Annotated in this window: 37 protein-coding genes; 28 read left to right on the top strand and 9 right to left on the bottom strand. The window is 66.3% G+C overall.

Translation table 11 applies throughout. The annotated features are described in order from the left end of the window. The 7 genes from Q8K84_RS05900 to Q8K84_RS05870 form a co-directional block, all read right to left on the bottom strand. Nucleotides 1-297 carry a helix-turn-helix domain-containing protein gene (locus Q8K84_RS05900; protein ID WP_305281691.1) on the bottom strand — a complete coding sequence of 99 codons (297 nt, stop codon included), beginning with the start codon at nucleotides 295-297 and terminating at the stop codon, nucleotides 1-3. Nucleotides 298-412: 115 nt separating this feature from the next. Beyond that, complete coding sequence (locus Q8K84_RS05895; protein ID WP_305281690.1) at nucleotides 413-664, bottom strand: hypothetical protein; 252 nt, start codon at nucleotides 662-664, stop codon at nucleotides 413-415. Then, nucleotides 661-894 carry a hypothetical protein gene (locus tag Q8K84_RS05890; protein WP_305281689.1) on the bottom strand — a complete coding sequence of 78 codons (234 nt, stop codon included), beginning with the start codon at nucleotides 892-894 and terminating at the stop codon, nucleotides 661-663. The genes Q8K84_RS05895 and Q8K84_RS05890 overlap by 4 nt, the downstream gene beginning before the upstream one ends. After that, nucleotides 894-1,076, bottom strand: a complete 183-nt coding sequence (locus tag Q8K84_RS05885; RefSeq protein ID WP_305281688.1) for a hypothetical protein — start codon at nucleotides 1,074-1,076, stop codon at nucleotides 894-896. The genes Q8K84_RS05890 and Q8K84_RS05885 overlap by 1 nt, the downstream gene beginning before the upstream one ends. Continuing rightward, nucleotides 1,077-1,448, bottom strand: coding sequence for a hypothetical protein (locus Q8K84_RS05880; RefSeq protein ID WP_305281687.1), 372 nt, complete (start codon nucleotides 1,446-1,448; stop codon nucleotides 1,077-1,079). It abuts the gene before it with no gap. Nucleotides 1,449-1,450: 2 nt separating this feature from the next. Next, on the bottom strand, nucleotides 1,451-1,693 hold the full coding sequence (locus Q8K84_RS05875; RefSeq protein WP_305281686.1) for a hypothetical protein: 243 nt from the start codon (nucleotides 1,691-1,693) through the stop codon (nucleotides 1,451-1,453). Between the two features lie 27 nt (nucleotides 1,694-1,720). Then, complete coding sequence (locus Q8K84_RS05870) at nucleotides 1,721-2,197, bottom strand: hypothetical protein (RefSeq protein ID WP_305281685.1); 477 nt, start codon at nucleotides 2,195-2,197, stop codon at nucleotides 1,721-1,723. Nucleotides 2,198-2,291: 94 nt separating this feature from the next. On the opposite strand from Q8K84_RS05870, the gene Q8K84_RS05865 reads away from it, so the two are divergent. Beyond that, nucleotides 2,292-2,726 carry a hypothetical protein gene (locus Q8K84_RS05865; protein ID WP_305281684.1) on the top strand — a complete coding sequence of 145 codons (435 nt, stop codon included), beginning with the start codon at nucleotides 2,292-2,294 and terminating at the stop codon, nucleotides 2,724-2,726. Here Q8K84_RS05865 and Q8K84_RS05860 read toward each other — a convergent pair. After that, nucleotides 2,723-3,481 carry a LexA family transcriptional regulator gene (locus Q8K84_RS05860; protein WP_305281683.1) on the bottom strand — a complete coding sequence of 253 codons (759 nt, stop codon included), beginning with the start codon at nucleotides 3,479-3,481 and terminating at the stop codon, nucleotides 2,723-2,725. The two genes, Q8K84_RS05865 and Q8K84_RS05860, sit on opposite strands and share 4 nt — an antisense overlap. On the opposite strand from Q8K84_RS05860, the gene Q8K84_RS05855 reads away from it, so the two are divergent. The 26 genes from Q8K84_RS05855 to Q8K84_RS05730 all read left to right on the top strand — a co-directional run bounded on the left by Q8K84_RS05855 (nucleotide 3,475) and on the right by Q8K84_RS05730 (nucleotide 16,110). After that, nucleotides 3,475-3,723 carry a carph-isopro domain-containing protein gene (locus tag Q8K84_RS05855; protein ID WP_305281682.1) on the top strand — a complete coding sequence of 83 codons (249 nt, stop codon included), beginning with the start codon at nucleotides 3,475-3,477 and terminating at the stop codon, nucleotides 3,721-3,723. The two genes, Q8K84_RS05860 and Q8K84_RS05855, sit on opposite strands and share 7 nt — an antisense overlap. Then, nucleotides 3,723-4,427 carry a hypothetical protein gene (locus tag Q8K84_RS05850; protein ID WP_305281681.1) on the top strand — a complete coding sequence of 235 codons (705 nt, stop codon included), beginning with the start codon at nucleotides 3,723-3,725 and terminating at the stop codon, nucleotides 4,425-4,427. Before Q8K84_RS05855 ends, Q8K84_RS05850 begins: the two co-directional genes overlap by 1 nt. Further along, a complete protein-coding gene (locus Q8K84_RS05845; protein WP_305281680.1) occupies nucleotides 4,414-4,872 on the top strand; it encodes a hypothetical protein in 459 nt (152 codons plus the stop codon). The genes Q8K84_RS05850 and Q8K84_RS05845 overlap by 14 nt, the downstream gene beginning before the upstream one ends. Before the next feature lie 2 nt (nucleotides 4,873-4,874). Next, nucleotides 4,875-5,228, top strand: a complete 354-nt coding sequence (locus tag Q8K84_RS05840; RefSeq protein WP_305281679.1) for a hypothetical protein — start codon at nucleotides 4,875-4,877, stop codon at nucleotides 5,226-5,228. Continuing rightward, entirely contained in the window at nucleotides 5,229-5,591 is a 363-nt protein-coding gene (locus tag Q8K84_RS05835; RefSeq protein ID WP_305281678.1) for a hypothetical protein, read from the top strand. Beyond that, entirely contained in the window at nucleotides 5,588-6,469 is an 882-nt protein-coding gene (locus Q8K84_RS05830; RefSeq protein WP_305281677.1) for a DNA cytosine methyltransferase, read from the top strand. Before Q8K84_RS05835 ends, Q8K84_RS05830 begins: the two co-directional genes overlap by 4 nt. A 319-nt stretch (nucleotides 6,470-6,788) precedes the next feature. After that, the gene (locus Q8K84_RS05825) at nucleotides 6,789-7,214 is read left to right on the top strand and encodes a hypothetical protein (RefSeq protein WP_305281676.1); all 426 of its coding nucleotides are present in this window, start codon (nucleotides 6,789-6,791) and stop codon (nucleotides 7,212-7,214) included. 42 nt (nucleotides 7,215-7,256) lie between these two features. Further along, the gene (locus tag Q8K84_RS05820; RefSeq protein WP_305281675.1) at nucleotides 7,257-7,742 is read left to right on the top strand and encodes an HNH endonuclease; all 486 of its coding nucleotides are present in this window, start codon (nucleotides 7,257-7,259) and stop codon (nucleotides 7,740-7,742) included. Nucleotides 7,743-7,797: 55 nt separating this feature from the next. Continuing rightward, nucleotides 7,798-8,748, top strand: coding sequence for a radical SAM protein (locus tag Q8K84_RS05815; protein ID WP_305281674.1), 951 nt, complete (start codon nucleotides 7,798-7,800; stop codon nucleotides 8,746-8,748). 53 nt (nucleotides 8,749-8,801) lie between these two features. After that, nucleotides 8,802-8,981, top strand: coding sequence for a hypothetical protein (locus Q8K84_RS05810; protein WP_305281673.1), 180 nt, complete (start codon nucleotides 8,802-8,804; stop codon nucleotides 8,979-8,981). A gap of 2 nt (nucleotides 8,982-8,983) precedes the next feature. Further along, nucleotides 8,984-9,250, top strand: a complete 267-nt coding sequence (locus Q8K84_RS05805; RefSeq protein WP_305281672.1) for a DUF2312 domain-containing protein — start codon at nucleotides 8,984-8,986, stop codon at nucleotides 9,248-9,250. Further along, nucleotides 9,250-9,390: a hypothetical protein gene (locus Q8K84_RS05800; RefSeq protein ID WP_305281671.1), complete on the top strand. Its 141-nt coding sequence runs from the start codon at nucleotides 9,250-9,252 to the stop codon at nucleotides 9,388-9,390. Before Q8K84_RS05805 ends, Q8K84_RS05800 begins: the two co-directional genes overlap by 1 nt. Then, on the top strand, nucleotides 9,387-9,614 hold the full coding sequence (locus Q8K84_RS05795) for a hypothetical protein (RefSeq protein ID WP_305281670.1): 228 nt from the start codon (nucleotides 9,387-9,389) through the stop codon (nucleotides 9,612-9,614). Before Q8K84_RS05800 ends, Q8K84_RS05795 begins: the two co-directional genes overlap by 4 nt. Next, the gene (locus Q8K84_RS05790; RefSeq protein ID WP_305281669.1) at nucleotides 9,611-10,051 is read left to right on the top strand and encodes a RusA family crossover junction endodeoxyribonuclease; all 441 of its coding nucleotides are present in this window, start codon (nucleotides 9,611-9,613) and stop codon (nucleotides 10,049-10,051) included. The genes Q8K84_RS05795 and Q8K84_RS05790 overlap by 4 nt, the downstream gene beginning before the upstream one ends. Continuing rightward, nucleotides 10,048-10,581 (top strand): hypothetical protein, encoded by a 534-nt coding sequence (locus Q8K84_RS05785; protein ID WP_305281668.1) that lies wholly within the window; start codon nucleotides 10,048-10,050, stop codon nucleotides 10,579-10,581. Before Q8K84_RS05790 ends, Q8K84_RS05785 begins: the two co-directional genes overlap by 4 nt. Next, nucleotides 10,581-11,159, top strand: a complete 579-nt coding sequence (locus tag Q8K84_RS05780) for a hypothetical protein (RefSeq protein ID WP_305281667.1) — start codon at nucleotides 10,581-10,583, stop codon at nucleotides 11,157-11,159. Before Q8K84_RS05785 ends, Q8K84_RS05780 begins: the two co-directional genes overlap by 1 nt. Beyond that, entirely contained in the window at nucleotides 11,156-11,353 is a 198-nt protein-coding gene (locus tag Q8K84_RS05775) for a hypothetical protein (protein ID WP_305281666.1), read from the top strand. The genes Q8K84_RS05780 and Q8K84_RS05775 overlap by 4 nt, the downstream gene beginning before the upstream one ends. Next, the gene (locus Q8K84_RS05770) at nucleotides 11,350-11,487 is read left to right on the top strand and encodes a hypothetical protein (RefSeq protein WP_305281665.1); all 138 of its coding nucleotides are present in this window, start codon (nucleotides 11,350-11,352) and stop codon (nucleotides 11,485-11,487) included. Before Q8K84_RS05775 ends, Q8K84_RS05770 begins: the two co-directional genes overlap by 4 nt. Next, nucleotides 11,484-12,977, top strand: coding sequence for a replicative DNA helicase (locus tag Q8K84_RS05765; protein ID WP_305281663.1), 1,494 nt, complete (start codon nucleotides 11,484-11,486; stop codon nucleotides 12,975-12,977). Before Q8K84_RS05770 ends, Q8K84_RS05765 begins: the two co-directional genes overlap by 4 nt. Then, nucleotides 12,977-14,095 carry a hypothetical protein gene (locus tag Q8K84_RS05760; RefSeq protein WP_305281661.1) on the top strand — a complete coding sequence of 373 codons (1,119 nt, stop codon included), beginning with the start codon at nucleotides 12,977-12,979 and terminating at the stop codon, nucleotides 14,093-14,095. Before Q8K84_RS05765 ends, Q8K84_RS05760 begins: the two co-directional genes overlap by 1 nt. Continuing rightward, entirely contained in the window at nucleotides 14,092-14,424 is a 333-nt protein-coding gene (locus Q8K84_RS05755) for a thermonuclease family protein (RefSeq protein ID WP_305281659.1), read from the top strand. The genes Q8K84_RS05760 and Q8K84_RS05755 overlap by 4 nt, the downstream gene beginning before the upstream one ends. Further along, nucleotides 14,421-14,615: a hypothetical protein gene (locus tag Q8K84_RS05750; RefSeq protein WP_305281657.1), complete on the top strand. Its 195-nt coding sequence runs from the start codon at nucleotides 14,421-14,423 to the stop codon at nucleotides 14,613-14,615. The genes Q8K84_RS05755 and Q8K84_RS05750 overlap by 4 nt, the downstream gene beginning before the upstream one ends. Continuing rightward, nucleotides 14,612-14,815, top strand: a complete 204-nt coding sequence (locus tag Q8K84_RS05745) for a hypothetical protein (RefSeq protein WP_305281655.1) — start codon at nucleotides 14,612-14,614, stop codon at nucleotides 14,813-14,815. Before Q8K84_RS05750 ends, Q8K84_RS05745 begins: the two co-directional genes overlap by 4 nt. 168 nt (nucleotides 14,816-14,983) lie before the next feature. Further along, nucleotides 14,984-15,208, top strand: coding sequence for a hypothetical protein (locus tag Q8K84_RS05740; protein ID WP_305281654.1), 225 nt, complete (start codon nucleotides 14,984-14,986; stop codon nucleotides 15,206-15,208). A gap of 4 nt (nucleotides 15,209-15,212) precedes the next feature. Next, a complete protein-coding gene (locus tag Q8K84_RS05735) occupies nucleotides 15,213-15,407 on the top strand; it encodes a hypothetical protein (protein WP_305281652.1) in 195 nt (64 codons plus the stop codon). Nucleotides 15,408-15,411: 4 nt separating this feature from the next. Then, nucleotides 15,412-16,110, top strand: a complete 699-nt coding sequence (locus Q8K84_RS05730) for a hypothetical protein (protein WP_305281650.1) — start codon at nucleotides 15,412-15,414, stop codon at nucleotides 16,108-16,110. Between the two features lie 125 nt (nucleotides 16,111-16,235). Here Q8K84_RS05730 and Q8K84_RS05725 read toward each other — a convergent pair whose 3' ends face one another. After that, entirely contained in the window at nucleotides 16,236-16,448 is a 213-nt protein-coding gene (locus Q8K84_RS05725) for a hypothetical protein (RefSeq protein ID WP_305281648.1), read from the bottom strand. 55 nt (nucleotides 16,449-16,503) lie between these two features. Between Q8K84_RS05725 and Q8K84_RS05720 the strand changes: the two genes are divergently transcribed. Further along, complete coding sequence (locus Q8K84_RS05720) at nucleotides 16,504-16,710, top strand: hypothetical protein (RefSeq protein ID WP_305281647.1); 207 nt, start codon at nucleotides 16,504-16,506, stop codon at nucleotides 16,708-16,710. Nucleotides 16,711-16,762 lie beyond the last annotated feature (52 nt).

Raw genomic sequence — 16,762 nt, 5'->3', positions numbered from 1 at the left:
TCAGGCCTCCTTGTTTGGGGTGGGGGACGGCAGGCTGTTCAAGGCCGCCTCTGCCAGCCGGTGAAACGGGACGCCCAAAGCCGCCGACAGGTTGGCGATGGCGCGAACGGTGGGGTTGCGGGACCGGCCTTGCTCAAGTTCCCAGACGTGGGATTTGGTGAAGCCGCTCCGGTCGGCGACCTCTTGAAGGCTCAGCCGGGCGGTCTCGCGGGCGCGGTAAAGTTCCTCGCCAAGAGAACCAACGCCCTCGGGTATAGCGGCGACCTCCTCGCGGACGGCGGCGGCTAATTCCAGCAAAGCTTTCTCAACGCGGGCGCTCACGACCACACCCCCGCCAACACCAGAGCGAACACCAGAAGGGTTGCGACAAAGGCCAGACGTTCGGCCTCGCGTAGGGTCCAGGGGAGGAGGGTCATTGGACTGGACCCGCTAGGCCGCAGTAGCCGTCGTCTCGCTCCTGTCCCGGCCCCGGCTCAAAGCCGTAGGGCAGGTAGGAAACCCAATCGGGTTCCTGCTGTGCGTTGTCGAGCCACTGATGGCGGACGCGCCAAGCCATGCAGGCCGCGCCGATGCAGTTGGGGCCGGGACCATCGGCAAGTTGCTGAGAGCCGCCGAACGTGGCCGCTTTGAAGCAGGCCTTGGTCTTCGCTTCGTCTTCGGTCACGCTGCACGCTCCCATGAGAATGAGGGGTCTGAATTGCCGCGAAGGGTCCGCAGGCGGTTGTGAGCCCAGGACGAAACCGCTTGCCCAGGACCGGGACGGAAGCCGCAACGCAGGGCCACTTCGATCAGGCTCAACAGGATGGCTTCGTGAGCCTCGCTCTCAGGGTCTGACCATTCGTAATCGGCAAGACGGCCGGCGAGGGTGTCGTAGTCAGCGAGGGAGCCGCGCATTAGCAGTCCTCCATGTCGTCAATGGCGTCACGGCAGGCTTCCGGGCTCTCCGCGCATCCGCAGCGGTTGTCTTCCGGGCCGTCGTAGTCCTTGTGGGTGTAGGTCCAGGCGAACCTCTGCCAGCCGAGGATGGGCGGGACGGGGTCGGTAGGATGGATGATCCAGTCGCGGTAGGTTTCCATCTACTCGCCCCCCTCTGCTTGAAAGATGGCGGCGCGGGCGGCTTCGATCAGCGGCTCGCGGTCAAGGATGGTGGAGACCTCAAAGACCTCCGTCCCGGCCGAGAGCGTGTAGTCAGGGCCGATCTTGTGGTACTGCTCGATGGTCCCGCCGAACTCCTCGACAATGGCCTTCAGCGCCTCCAGTAGGGCGGGTGCGGATGCTGCGGCGAGGGCGTAGGCGGTCAGTTCCTCGACGGACCCGCCAGTGACCGGCGACAACTCGAACACGGGCTGCGGGACGGGCGTGGCCTTGCTGAGGTAGCCGAACGGAAGGGGCTCGCCGTCGATGGTGGAGCCGTAGCCGTTGTGAGGTTCGAAGATCAGCTTATCCATGACTACGCCGCCACCTTTTCAGCAGCCCGCAGAGCCGACAGGAGGGTGTTTGCGACCTCCCGAACCTCAGCCTTGCCGGACAGAGTGATTTCGCCCTCAGGACCGAGGAGCGTGATTGAGAGGGGGAAGCCGTCGTCCAGGGTGATGATCAGGCCCTCGCCGTCTTCACGGGGGTTGCAGGCGCGCTCGTAGCCGAGGAGGCCGGCGTCGAAGCGATCCGTGGTGCTGATAAGGGTAGCGGCCATCAGGCGCTCTCCATCCGTTGGGGGTTGTTAGGCGGCGATGTCGTTCGCGCCCGACAGCTTCACGATGCTGAAGGGGCCGTTGCTCGCCATCTCAGTGGCGGCTTCGCAGGCGCGGTCGCCGTAGCGGGTCACGTCGGCGCCATCGAACTTGGCGCGCAGGGCGGCGTCAGTGCATTCGCCGAGGTCGGCGGTGATGCTGATGATGGCCAGAGCCATCTCGCGGATGGTGTTGGTGGCGTGCAGGTCTGAACGTTCGGCCCAAGCCGCTTCGGAGGCGGCGAGGAGTTCGCGGTAGGAGTCGGCAGCAACGCCGAACTGCGTACGGCCGGTGGAAGCGGTGAGGCCGTTCGGCCAGAAGGTCGCGCGAAGAACGCCGCTAGGCTTGCCGTAGCGGCCCATGTCCAGGCCGACCGAAAGGTCAGCGCCAGCGCCCATTTGTCCCACCAGCGCCTTGAAGGCGGCCATGGCTTCGGCGTGAGTGATGTCTTTGGGTAACGCGGCCATCTCGGCTCTCCATCCTTGCCGCTGTGTGCGGCTGATGGGGATAACGTATGAGAAGATCGCATAGACGTCAATGCGAAAAACGCACAAGACGCATATGAGCGGCGTGCTGCATTGTCGCCTCCTCACCGGAGGGAACGACATGCGATCACTTCTGATTGGAGTTTTGTTGGCCGCGCTAGCGCCAGCCGTGGCGTCGGCTCAATGGGTGCCTATGGTCCCGAGCCCGCCAGAAATCCCGACATACGGCGGCTATGAAGCGCCAGCTCCCTACCGCGCGCCGCAGACAACCTACGATTATCAGTCCGGGAATGTGTACCGCACGACGCCGAGCTATGGCGGCAGCACGACCGTCCGCGGGTCTAACCTAAACACCGGCTCGACGTGGACCACGCGCGTAGATCCGAACGGCAATATGCGCGGGACCGATGCGAGCGGGAACCTCTGGCAGTATAACAGCCAGACCGGCTCCTACATCAGCAGCGACGGCACAACCTGCATCGGCAAGGGCTACGCGCGAGTCTGTAACTAGTCCTCGGGGATGATGGCGTGGGTGACGCGGCCAACCAGGCGAACCGTCACCCCGTCAACGTCCTTATAGGGGATGGGGGCTTGGTGTGCCGGATGGCTTGAGCGGGGCCAAAGCTCCAGCTCGCCATCCTCTCCGCGAACCAAGTCCTTTACGGTTGTCTCGACTGTCCCGTCGGGCTTTTCGCGCTCAACCACGACCCGCCGTCCAACTGGCAGATCCCCGCCCTGCCACGGCAGCACGACGATATACGTTCCCTCCCGATACAATCGGTCCATGCTGGGGCCGACAACGCGAAGCGCGAAAGCCCCGCTCTCAACAAGAGGGGTTGGCGCATCAAGTGTTGGAGGGTCAATCTCTTCAGCGTAAGCCACTTCACGCCAACTCCCCGCTTCAACTATGCCTACCACCTTCAGGCGGGCGGTGGGCGTCTGTCTAGTGGCATTATTAGTGCCATGTTCACCAGACTGCGCCGTTGCGGCGAGATAGGCTCGAATGCCCTCGGCTTCCTTGGCCTTTATCTGCCGACCGCCATTGCACATGCGGTTGACCTTAGATTGCTCAATTCCAAGGAATCTTGCGAGCGCGGCCTGAGAGCGACCGGGCTTCTCCAGCTCTGATTTCAGCCAAGGTGCTTCCATAGAAAAGCGGTAAAGCGCAAATTGCCGCAACCCGGCTAGAGCGGAATTCTCATAGGGCATCGCATATGCGTGCTTGACGGCATATGAGAAAAGCGCATAGATTTGGGGCCATGACAACGGTTCGACAAATCATCTCGCGCTGCGGCGGCAACCGGGTCGTCGCCGAATGGCTCGGTTTGGACCGCTCTGCGGTGCAGCGTTGGGGCATCGGAAACCGCGTTCCCGCCAAGCATTGGGCCGCCCTGATCCAGGAGGCCGGGAAGCGTGGTGTTGTCGTCACCGTTGACGAGCTGTTGCCCCCTGGCGTGCCGCTGAAGCCCGCCAAGCCCTCTTCCCCCTCCAAACAAGAGGCCGCCTGATGGGCGCGCCCGCCGTCATTCAGACCGCGCCCGGCCTCGCCCTTTACGAGCGCATGTGCAGCGCCATCGCGGAGTGCGTCGCCGTCGATGAGGCGAAAGACATTCGCGACAAGGCCCTGGCGCTGGAAGCCTATTACCGGCAGGCCCGCAACCTGGACGCCGAGCGTGAAGCGGCGAACGTCCGCCTGCGGGCCGAGCGCCGGGTGGGCGAGCTTCTGAAGGATTTGGCGCGGGCCGATCATGCCGACGCGGGCCGGGCCAGCGGACTTGCGCGGGCGGTGAACGCGTCCCCCGAGGATACGCGTTCGATTTCCGAACAAGCCATGCCGAAAGGCCCGTCGCCCTATGCGTCGGCGCTCTACGAACACGGCATTTCCCGGCAGACCGCGCACAAGTTCCAGGCCTTGGCAAACATCCCCGAGGCCGACTTTGAGCGGGCGCTGAAGGCCCCCGAGAAGCCGTCCACAAAAGGCGTCATCGCCCGCGCCACGGTGAGAGAGCCGACGCCTGCGCCGCGCGTCCCTGACGATGCGCTGTGGCTCTGGGGGCGGCTGCGCGACTTCGAGCGCGATGGCTACTTCAGCGCCGACCCGTCCCGCCTGCTGCGTCAGATGACCGACGCCATGCGCGCAGACGTGCTGCGCCTTGCGCCGCTGGTCGCTGATTTCCTCAACAGCCTGGAGGCCGAACATGAGCCTGTATGAGCGTATCCGCACCGACTGCCACGCCCTGCTAGGCGACGGTGATGGCCCTGACATCGTTTCGCCCACGTCGCTCGCCCTCATCCTACAGGCCCGCTACAGCGGGGGCGCGTCCCTGGCGCCCGAAATCGCGCACGCCAGCCTTGAGGGGCTGAAGCAGATCGCGCGCGGCGTGCTGTCCGGTCGCTACAATTCCGAGAGCGACGAGAGCGAGGCGCACCAAGGCGTTCTGTTCTCCGGCCACCTGCAAACCCGCTATCCAATCCCTCGGAAGTCGGGCGCCGAGCCGATGTACAAGCTGCGCGCGGCTCTCACTGCCGACGAGCGCCAGTGGAACGTCGAGACGCTGCGGAAGTCCGCCAAGGCCCGCCTCGCTCACGCCGACGCCCTTGAAGCCGAAGTTCTCGCCGCCAAGCCCTCTCCCCCCTCCAAACAAGAGGCCGCCTGACCATGGATATCGGGCCGGGTGATCGCGTGCAGGCAATCCGCGACGTTGACGCTCGCTCGCCGGATAGCTTCGCCAAGGTTGGTGATGTTGAGCCCGCGCGGATCGTCGCCGGGCGCATCTACACCGTCCTTGAGGTCCGCGACCGAGACCATTTCAACACTGGCATTAGCATCCCGGCGTGCGGTCTGATCCTCGTCGAGCCGGAGACGCATTGGACCGCCTGGAACGGCGATCTTGGCGGATGGCTGATCGAGCATTTCCGCAAGCTCCCCGACATCTCCGAATGGCTTGAGACCTCTACCAGCTACGAGGAGCCCCGTCGTGTTCCCGCCCCTCGTGAAGTGGGGGGGGTGTAGGTGCCTATCTCCGCTGAGAACCGCGCTCGCTATCCGAAGGATTGGAAGGCGATCAGCCTGGAGGTTCGCGAGGCCGCTGGCTGGGTCTGCGAAGGCTCGCCGGGCTTCTATGAGGACTGCCGGGCTGAGAACGGCAAGCCGCATCCGGTGACGGGATCGCGCGTCGTCCTGACCGTCGCGCACCTCGACCATGTTCCTGAGAACTGCGGAGAGCCGGGCAACCGCTCCAACCTGCGGGCCATGTGCCAGCGGTGCCACCTGACCTACGACGCCAAGCACCACGCGCGCAACGCCGCCGCGACTCGCCGTCGGAAAGCCCCGCAAATCGACCTGTTCGCCACCCCAGAGACGGTGACGGCATGACTTCGCGTGAGACATCAAAACCCCTTGCGGTTGATCTGTGCTGTGGCCTTGGTGGGTGGACCGAGGGCCTTCTGCAGGAGGGCTACCGCGCTCGCGGCTACGACATCGAAGCCCATGAGTACGGGGACGAGCGGTATCCCGGCGAGCTGGTGCTTAAGAGCATCCTCGACCTTGACGGGGCCGCCTGCGCCGACGCGGACCTGATCGTCGCCAGCCCGCCCTGCACTGAATATTCCTACATGGCCATGCCCTGGTCCCGGGCCAAGCAGATCGCGCGGGCTCTGCGCGGCGAAGACGTGTTCCCCGATGGCTACAAGGGCTCGCGCACCCTCGACGAACTCAACGCCCTGTTCAACGCCTGCTTCCGCATCCAGCGTGAGGCCAGCCAGGCGGCGGGTCGATACATCCCCATGGTCGTCGAGAACGTCCGCGGCGCCCAGCCTTGGGTCGGCCGCGCCGCTGCGAACTTCGGCTCCTACTACCTCTGGGGCGACGTCCCCGCGCTCATGCCGACTGTTGTCGATGCGCGCAAGGTGCCTGGCTTCCGGTTCGACGGATCGGGTCGGTCGTTCCAGACGGCCAGCGTTGAGGCGCATGTGGCTGTAAAAGTGCCGGCTCTTGATGGCGGGCGCCGAACTGACAAAGGCAAAGGCGCGCGGTTCACGTCTCGCGATTGCGGCGTTGAGCGCGAAGTCGCCGAAGGCCGCAAGGGCGCGGGCGCGGGCGCGGGCGCGGAATGGTTCGACCAGAACCTGTGCAAGCTGTCCAGCAAGTCGCCCGCCCGCAAAGCCGCCAGCGCCAAGATCGCCAAGATTCCCCTGGCGCTCTCCTCTCACATTGCCCGCGTCTATCGGCCCCAAACCGAGGCCGCGGCATGACTTCGCGTGTCCACAACGAGCCCTCTGCGTGGACGCACGAAAGCCGGGCGCGGTCTCTCCCCGCGTCCGGCGCCTATTCCCCTGTCTCATTGTCCAGGCCGACGCGGTTGCAGCCGCGCGGTCCTGACGTTCAGAGCCTTCCAGAACAGCCGGGCAGAGGTCGCCTCGCGGTTCTTATGCAGCCTGTCATCCATTTGCGCTTGAGCGGCCTCCCAGACCGTCAGCGCGACTTCAAGTCCCTCAGTGTCGATCCGCTCTCCCATCTGCGCCGCTCCTCGCTGGCCGCCCTTCCGTCGTGTTCAACATGACGGTGAGGCCCATGGAAATCCGCGACTGCTTTGGGAAAAATCTTCCCGGCTTCGGTCTTGAGCGCACACGCGATGCGCTCGCCCAATACGCCGCCCTTCGCTGGCCCTCGGCCCGCCGCAAGTCGGTAGGCGTCGAGTGGGGCTTGAATGAAGACGAGGCCCGCTCGGTCTGCTCGGGCCGGGCGTCTTGGCAGACCTTCGACAAGATCATCCAGCACCCGAACGGCGGCTGGCCGGTCCTCTTCGCGGTGTTCGGCGCCCTGCTGGACGAAACCGCCGACCAATTCATCAACAATGAAAGGCGGCGCCATGTTGAGCGCGCTCAAACGCTGCGGACTGTGGCTCGCGATCTGCGGTCTTTCGCTCCTGTACCTGATCGGCGCGCTTCTGACGCTGGTGTTCAGCCTAGTCGCCGACGCGGCGCGGGCGGTCACTGAATGGTCTCGCGGGCGCATCCAGGCGGCTTGGCGGTGGCTTGCATGAGCGTTCATGAAATCCCCCTGACCCAAGGCCGCGTGGCGCTGGTGGATCCAACCGGCTTGGCTAAGGCCGGCACTTTCAAGTGGTGCTTTGACGGCCGGTATGCCTGCCGAGGGGTCGGGCCGCGCGGCAACCATCGCCGCGAGTACCTGCACCGCTTTCTGATGGACGCTCCGAACGGCGCCCAGGTGGACCACATCAACGGCGACAAGCTCGACAACCGGCTTGAGAACTTGCGTCTGTGCGGCTTCACGGAGAACCGGCACAATGTCGGTCTGACAAGGCGCAACACGTCAGGCTTCAAGGGCGTGAGCTTCAATAGCCGCCGCCGCGCCTGGATTGCGCAGATCACCTGCGCCGGCGTCCACCACTACCTCGGACAATACGACAGCCCGGAAGCTGCCTCGCGCGCCTATGACGCCGCCGCACTGAAGCTGCAAGGCGAGTTTGCCCGCGTGAGCCGGTCTCGCTCCTCAGATCAGTAACCGCTTACCCGCATCAGCCGCGCGGGTTTGAGCGGCTGACCCCAGGGGAAACCCCATGACCTGGAACGACATCAAGCGGATCGACGACGAACAAGAGAACGTCGCCAAGTTCGTCTTTTCCAGCAACACCGCCGTCGCTGAGGCGGTTCTCTATCGCTATCCGACCTACGCTGAGCGAACGGTCATCTGTATCTCGACGCAAAGCGGTTGTCCGGTCGGTTGCCGGTTCTGCGGCGCCGGCGACGCCTTCGTCCGCTCCCTGACCCAAGCCGAGATCGTTTCTCAGGCTGTCCATTGTCTGGACGCGGCTTTCGAAGCCGAGGGCGTGACTGCTGAGGAGATGGGCCGCCTCCAGATCATGTTCATGTCCATGGGCGAGCCGCTCCTGAACATGAAGGCCCTCGCCCCGGCCATCCGCGACCTGCATCGGCTCTATCCCAGCGCCGCCCTCCTGATCTCCACGTCCGCCCCGTCTGTGGACTACGGCGAGGTCGCCGACCTGAGCGTAGAGGTCCCGACCGTTGGTCTGCAATTTTCGGTTCACGAAAGCACCGATGAAGCTCGGGACGCTCTGGTCCCCTTCAAGCACAAGCTCACCCTGGCCGCCATCGCCAGGACCGGCGAGGCCTGGGCCAACCTCACCGGGCGCCGCCCGTTCTTCAATTACTGCGCCCACGACGGCAACAGCACCGACGCCGACGCCGACCGCATCCTGGCGCTCTACCGGCCGGACGTGTGGTGCGCGACCGTCTCTGTGGTCTGCGAGCGCAACGAGGGAATGCCCGCGACCAACGACCATCAGCGCGGCCTCGCCACGGACTTCGCCGCAAAGCTGGTCGCCCGCGGATACGACGTGCGGGTCTTCGACCCCGCCGGCCAGGACACCATCGGCGGCGGCTGCGGCCAACTCTGGTTCGTTCAGGACTGGATGGCGCGTCACCCCGATCTCGCCAAGCCGTCCATCGGCTCTGACCTGCCCAAGGTTCACGCGCCCGTCGCGGCTTAACCGCTTACCCGACCAGGCGCCGGGTGGAGCGCCTGACCTGATGGGGGAAACCCATGTCCAATCTCTTCGCACCCCTGGCCGCCGTCGGCCTGATTTTCAGCCTCATCGCCGCCTGGCTCACCCACGTCATCGTCTGCATCAAGACCGGCTCCTGGCTGTTCCTGATCGCCGGCGCCATCGCCGCTCCCGTGGGCGTCATTCACGGCGTCGGCGTCTGGTTTGGGGCGTGGTGATCATGACCGATCAAGCCCACGCCGACGTCCTGAACGAAACCGCCCAGGGCCAGCTTCGCAGCTTCATCGAGCGCGTCGAGAACCTGACCACGGAGCGCCAGGAAGTCGGCGCCCACATCCGCGACGTGCTGGCGGAAGCGAAGAGCCAGGGATTCGATCCCCGCATCATCCGAAAGGTCGTCTCCCTGCGCGGCAAGTCGCGGGCCGCTCGGCAGGAAGAGGAAGCCCTGCTCGACCTGTACGCCCACGCGGCGGGGCTCGACCTGTGATGGTCGCCATCCTGAACGGCACATTTGTGGTCTCATCGGTCGGCGTCGCGATCATCTCCCTGATCGAGGGTGATTGGTCGTCGGTCGTTTGGCCGCTGATCGCCCTGTACTGGTTCTGCGCGGCGCGGGGGCATCAATGACCCTCGGCCTCTTCGACTTCACCCGCCGCCGCCCGGTCAAGCCCGCCCCCTCGCCTGAGGTGGCCCAGGCCCTGGCCATCGCCCAGAGCGTCGCCGCTGGCCTCGCCCATGAAGCCCGCAAGAGGGGCAACGACGGGGCCTTGGGCCTCGCGCAGGGCGCCGCCTATCGGGCTTTCCACGCGAGCCTCGCCAAAGAGCTTGGGCGGGAGTGGCCGCCGCAATGACCGCCTTGACCTTCACCATCCCCGGCGCGCCTCGCGGCAAGGGTCGGCCCCGCTTCGGCGGCGGCCGCACCTTCACCGACGCGAAGACCGTCGCCTATGAGAGCCTGATCAAGCACGCCGCCCATGTCGCCATGGCGGGGCGTGAGCGGTTCGCCGGGCCGGTGGAGGTCTCCATCATCGTCCGGCTGGAGCCTGCGGCCTCGACCTCGAAGGGCGCCCGCGCCGCCATGCTGGCTGGTGAGATCCATCCCGCCAAGCGCCCGGACCTCGACAACATCATCAAGGCGGTTCTCGACGGCTGCAACGCCGTGGCCTTCGCCGATGACGCCCAGGTCTGCTGGATCAACGCCGGGAAGACCTACGCCTCGACGGCTGGCGTCGACGTCACCATCCGCCCAGACACCGCCCGCCAATCCAAACAAGGGATCGCAGCATGAACAGCACCCGCCCACGCGGCGCCCGTTGGACCCCGGAAGATAACGCCACGTTCCATGCCGAATGGAACCGCGCCATTGGCCCGCTCGCCAACTGCCGACGCATCGCGCCCATCCTCAACCGGGGCTTGGATGCGATCTGGTGGAAAGCCGAGCGCGAGGGCCTGATCAACCTCAACATGGCCGACCCGTTCGCGCCAAACCCTGAGAAGGTCGATCAGCATTGCCGGGCCCTGACCCTGGCTGGCGGCTTCTCTGCGGTCCAGACCATCAGACGCCGCACCGCCCCGGCCTTGCCCGGCGAGAACGACCGGCCCGCGCCCAACACCTTCCGCCATCTCCGCGTGATCGAGGGCGGTCAGGCCCGAGCCCTTCCCCAGGGCGTGGTCAGGCTGGAGCGCAAAGCCCCGACCGATCGGCATGTCCGTTGGGCTCGCCAGCAGTTGTCACGCGGCATGAGCCTCGACGAGTTCGCCATGACCTTCCGTCTCGACGCCGACCGTCTGGCGCAAGCCCTGGAGGGGGTCGCCTGATGCCCTCGGCTGATCTCTACGCCCGGGCCATCATCGCCTCGGCCGTCAACTATGGGGACGATCCCATCGAGGCCCTGACCGTGAAGGCGGGCCTTGCGCGGCGATGCCTTGCGCCCGCCATCACCGGCTTGGCGCGCGGGTCTCAGACGGCCATCTCCGATATCTGCCGGACGCTCGGCTATCGCACGACCTCGATCAGCAGCGCCCGGCAACATGGCGGCGTCCGGTTCCAGAAAGCCCAGGACGCAGCCGAGGAGGCCGTTCGCTACGCCCTGCGGACCAAGGCCCTCGCCGAGCGCCAGGAAGCCCCGCTAGCGCCTGCCGCGCCCCCGAAGACCATCGCTGAGGTCCGCCGGCGCCAGGAAGCCAGGCCCAAGGGTCGCGCCATCCCCCGGGGCGCAACGCTCCAGAACGTCGGCAACGGCGTCCAGATCATCCGCCTGAAGCCCATCACGCCGGAACTCCTCGCCAGGGCGCGCCAGCAAATCGCCAAGGGCCTAAGCGTCGAAGAGTTTGCCGAGCTGTTCGACGTGGATGCGGAGCGGTTGAGCGCGGCGCTTGAAGGTCAGGCCGCATGACCGCCCCCGCCCGTGAAACCGAAGAGATCAGGGCCGCCGCCATTCACCTCGACGCCGCCAAGATGAGGGGATGCGCCGACGCGCTCCTCGACTCCATCGGCCTGGACCGAACCCTTGGAGAGATCGAATTGCTCAAGTCCCATGTGGTCGAGAGAGCCCATCGGCGCGGGATCGCGAAGGGGTGGAGCCGGTGAGCGAAGCCCCCCAGACGCCCTCAGAGCCCCCCTCCGAAGGCCTAAACCCCATCGGCCCCGTAGTGGCGAAGGTCGCGGCCCAGGTGCTGGATAAGGCCCTGGATCGGGATCAGGACCAGGGGGAGGCGGCATGAACGCGCTGACCCTGACGCCGGCCAATGACGCCCCGCCGATCAAGCATATCCCGTGCAACCTGGAGGCCGAACAGTACGTCCTGGGCGCCCTGCTGTACGACAACGCCGCTTTCGACCGCTGCGATGACCTGAAGGCCGACCACTTCTTCGAACCCTTCCACGCCCGGCTGTTTGCGATCATCGAAAGCGCGATCCGGCGTGGCCAGCTTGCCGAGCCCATCCTTGTGGCCGATCAGGTAGCGCGCGACCCGGCCTTTGAGGAGCTTGGCGGGCTGCGCTACCTCGCCCTGCTGGTGGAACAAGCCCCGCCCTCGGCTCACGCCAGGGACTACGCCCGCGCCGTCATCGAAACGGCCAAGCGCCGCGAGCTGATCCGCATTGCCGGCGACCTCGAGGCCCAGGCCACAGACCCGGAAATCGACGCATCCGCCGCCGACCTGATCGAAGGTGCGGAGGGCGCGCTCTACAAGCTGGCTGAGAATGGCCGCGGTCAAAGCGCCGGTGTGGTATCCTTCGCCGATGCCGTCACGGGCGCGGTCAAGATGGCCGCAGCCGCCTTTGAGCGTGACGGGGGACTGTCTGGCCTGTCCACCGGACTGATCGACTTGGACCGCAAGCTGGGCGGCCTGCATCCGTCTGATCTGGTGATCCTGGCGGCTCGCCCATCGGCCGGCAAGACCGCGCTGGCGGCAAACATCGCCTTCCACGCGGCTCGGAATTACGCCTACGAGACCCGGCCAGACGGAACCCGTCGCACCACGGCCGGCGGTCAGGTGCTGTTCTTCTCCCTGGAGATGAGCGCCGAACAGCTGGCCATGCGTATCCTGGCGGAATCCTCCGGCGTGTCGGGCGATCGCATCCGAAAGGGCGAGATCGAGGCCCACGAGTTTGGCCGGGTCAGAGACGCCGCTATCGAAATCCAGGAAGCCCCGCTGCATATCGACGCCACGGGCGGCCTTGCCCTGGCCAAGCTGGCGGCCCGCGCCCGGCGCCAGAAACGCATGACCGGCCTCGACTTGATCGTGGTGGACTACCTGCAACTCGTCACCACGGGCCGCAAGGACGGCAACCGGGTCCAAGAGGTCTCAGAGATCACCATGGGGCTTAAGGCCCTGGCCAAAGACTTGGACGTCCCCGTGATCGCCCTTTCGCAGCTCTCCCGCCAGGTTGAGCAGCGCGAGGACAAGCGCCCACAACTCTCCGACCTCCGCGAGTCCGGCTCCATCGAGCAGGACGCCGATATGGTCCTCTTCCTCTACCGGGAAGAATATTACCTGGAGCGGTCCAGGCCTGAGCCGAACACGGCCGGTTATGAGGCTTGGATCACGAAGATGGACGCCTGCCGTGGTCGGGCCGACGTGATCATCGGCAAGCAACGCCATGGCCCCATCGGGACCGTGAGCCTCGCCTTCAATGGCGACCTGACCAAGTTCTCAAACCTCGCGAGCGATGACCGCTTTCCGGCGCGCTCGCCCTATGGAGACGCATGATGGCGCATCCGCCACTGACCCCGCCAGAATGCGATCTGCGGGACTTCCCCCGGATGATGCTGGACATCACCCGCCTGCGCCAATCCGACTTTGACGCCACGCCCGACGATAGCGCCTGGCGCGCCGGCCTGAACCTCTGGTTTTCGGCCTGGCATTCCGTCCCCGCCGGAAGCCTGTCGGATGACGAAGCCGCCTTGGCCAAGGCCGCCGGCCTCGGTCGGGACCTGCGCACCTGGCGCAAGGTGAAATCTGCGGCGATGCGGGGCTTTGTCCTGTGCGACGACGGCCGGCACTATCACGAGACGGTCTGCGAGTTTGCCCTCGAGGCCTGGCTGGAAAAGCTTTCGCAGCGCCTGTCGTCGGGCGCCGGGAACGCCAAGCGGTGGAAGATCAGCTTTGATCCGGCCGACATCGAACATGCCATCGAACATGCCGCCGCACTCCTGGCGCGCATCTCGCCGCAGTCGAAAGCCCTGCTGAAAATCAAGCGTCGGCAGTCCAGACAAGATGACGACGGCAATCCCAACGGGACCGAAAACCAGTCCCAACGGGATACCAAAACCGTCCCAACGGGATCGCAAGGGACAGGGACAGGGACAGGGACAGGGATTATAGAAGAAGAACCCCCCAACCCCCCTCGGGGGGATTTGCGAGACGATGCCTTCGGCCTTGCGGTCCAGGCCTACCCGGAAGCCGGACGCCTGACCGTCAGCATTGAGGCGATGGGCGAGGCCTGGGACGACGAGATTGCGGCGGGCGCAACCCCGGCGGCGATCCTCGCGGCGGCCAAGGCCTTTGCGGCGGGCCAGTACGCCGACGGCGGCGGCAGGGTCCCGAGGTTTGACCGTTGGCTGCGCAAGGGCCTGTGGAAGCTGGTCAGCCCAGCCGCGCCGCCCGTCACACCCCTGGCCTGGAACGGCCCGCCTGACCTGCTGGCCGACCTTCGCCGCGAGATGGGCGAGGACCACGCCAATGGCGTCCTGCGCATGTGCCGATGGGACCAGGACCGAGGCGCGATCGTCACGAGCAGCGGGACCGTGGCCGACCTGATCCGCAAGGGAGGCCCGCGAGCCCTGCGGGCGCATGGCGCCCAGGTTCTTGAGGAGCGCGCGGCATGATCGCCACCCTCGCCGCCGCCGTGTTCCTCTGCGCAAGCCCTGGCGTGATCGACGGAGATAGCCTCCGCTGCCAGGACGGAACGCGAGTCAGGATTTGGGGCATTCAGGCGCCGGAACGCCACCACGCCGAAGGTCCCGCCGCGACCCGTGCGATGTCCGACATCATCCGCCGAACCGACCTGCGATGCGAGCGCAAGGGCAAGTCCTATGACCGCGTTGTGGCGCGCTGCCGGCGCACGTCAGACGGCCGGGACATCGCCGCTGAGATGGTCCGCCATGGCCATGCCGCCGATTGGCCGCGCTACTCAGGCGGGGAGTACGCCCGGTGACCGTCCGCACCTACACCGGCTCCTTCCGCGACAGCTCCGGCGCGAGCCGTGTCTTCCGTCTCGAAGCCGAGGACCACGACCAGGCCGAGGGGTTCCTCCGCGACCTGATCGCATCCGGCGCCCGGATCGACGGAGAGTTGATGGACGAAGGCGAGTCCGAAACCGCCACGGCGCAGGAGCGGTTGCATTGAGCCGCTGCGAATACGACCTCGCTACAGAGCGCGAGCTGATCATGTGGCCCGGCGTGACCTGGAGGCGGGAGCATCGGGCCAAGCACATGGCCGTTGTTCTGACCTTCAGGGGCCTGGAGCGGATGATGACCTATCCGGCGTCTGGATCCGATAAGCGCGGCCCGTTGAACCACGTCCGGGACCTCCGCGCCTCGGGTTGAGCGGTCCAAGGCGACCAGCCCGCGGCGCAACCGAAACCGCACCACGCCGGCCCGACTCCCGCCCATCGAACGGGCGACCGGAGGGCCAAGGCGAGACCCCTGGGAGCCGCTTCGCCAGGGCGTGACCACTGATCCGAAACACCCGACAATCCAGGCAGAGGTGAGCCGATGACCGAAACGCCGAACCCCGCGCTAGCCGCCGCGTCCGCCAATCTCGCCGCCGTCCAAAAGGAGATGGAGGCCGCGATCATCATGTTTGAAGCCGCCGTTTTCCGGGGCAGCACCCACGGCCTCACGGTCATGACTGAGCGCGCCCATGAGGCGCTGCAGGCGCGCCTTGATGCATTCGCCGGGCTATACGGGCTCGCCAAGAAACACACCGGGGAGGCTTGAGCCGATGACCGATCTGATCCCGTGCTGGCTTTGCGGCTCCGAGGCCGCGACCCTGACCTTCACCGCCATTGCAGACGGGCGCGTCAGTCGCCGCATCATCTGCTCAAACGACGACTGCCTTCGCCACCCCATCGACGACGAAGTCCAGACGGCCGAGGCGTGGAACGCCCGAGGCCCCGCGCCGGAACAGGAGGCCTGAGCCGATGACCCGTCGCAAGCACAAGACGCAGCCCGCCCCGGCCCCCGCCGGCGACGTGATCGAACTGCCCGCGAACGAACGCGGGGCGCCCCCCGAACTGGTGGCGCAATACGACCGCGAGCAGGCCCGGCTAACGAACCCCCTGGCCAGCGACAAGGCCCGCGAGCAGGCCCGGCGCAACCTGGAGAACCTGGAGGCTAACCGGGCGCGATGGGGCGAAAAGGCGTGGCGGGAGCAAGCGGCGGCTGAGACCGAAGGCCTGGCTAAGGCCCGCGGCGAAGAGGTGGCTAAGGATGGCGGCCGGATGCGGATTATCACGCGAGATGGCCTATACGCCGCCTCCCGCGCCCGCGACGGCCTGACGCAGCGCCAGTATGAGGCCGGGACGCGATACCGAGCCGGATGGCAGGCCAGGTCCGCCGACGTCGGAAGCCAGCTCGGCGCCGTAGGCCAGACCAGCGCCGGCCACGACAACAACCGCTTCGTCGCCGCCCGCGCCCAACGCGCGATCAACCTGCAAATCCTCGGCAAAATGGAGCGAGCCGTTGCGGTCCAATGCAGTTCGGAGCCCGCCTGTATGCAAATGCTCCGATGGGTTGCGGGGGAGGGGCACTGTCTGGCCAGCTTTGGTGAGGGCCGCGCCTACGAGCGCAACCTCCGCGCCCTCAAGCGAGCCCTAGACGTAGCGGGCACGGTGACGTGATGCACCACATGTTGACAGCGGAAGGCGAAGGTGGCATCCCGTGCATGTCGGCGCTTTGCGCCAAGCGCGGTTCGCTCGCCCCTCGGGGCTGAGCCTCAAGACCCTGGCCTTCGGGCCGGGGCGCCCTACCTCCGCTTCAGCCTCGCCCCATAAGCCGGCCGCTCAAGCCCCACCGGCAGATCAACCTTCACCCGCTCCGGCACATCCAGGCCCAGACGCAGCAGCGCGATAAGCGCCGCGTTCCGGGTCATGCCCCGCTTACCCGCCCAGCCTTCTACAGCCTCCAGCACATCAGCCGGAGGTCGGAACGATAGGGGCGGGGACTTCGGTTGGGCCATGGGGATGTAATACATCCTAGGGCGTCGGCCCGCATCATCAAAACGAGGCCCCGACATGACCGAAGACCAAATCAAGGCGATGGTCGAACGCTTCCTCGCCTGGAAGCTCCCGGCGGACTTCAGCCCGGACGGCGGGATCAGCTTCAAGGCCGAGTTCAATGAGAACACCGACCATCCCATGCGGCACGAGCCGACCGGCACGAACCTGCTGAACTACACGCAGGCCGAGGCCATGGTTCGCCACATGATCGCCGCCGCCTAACCCCCCTTCGCGCCCAGCCCAACGCCTCAACATCCCAGAGGCGAGACCATCT

It is taken from the genome of Phenylobacterium sp. (assembly GCF_030679875.1).
Taxonomy (GTDB): Bacteria; Pseudomonadota; Alphaproteobacteria; order Caulobacterales; family Caulobacteraceae; genus Phenylobacterium.
This window is presented reverse-complemented; position numbering and strand designations above follow the sequence as displayed.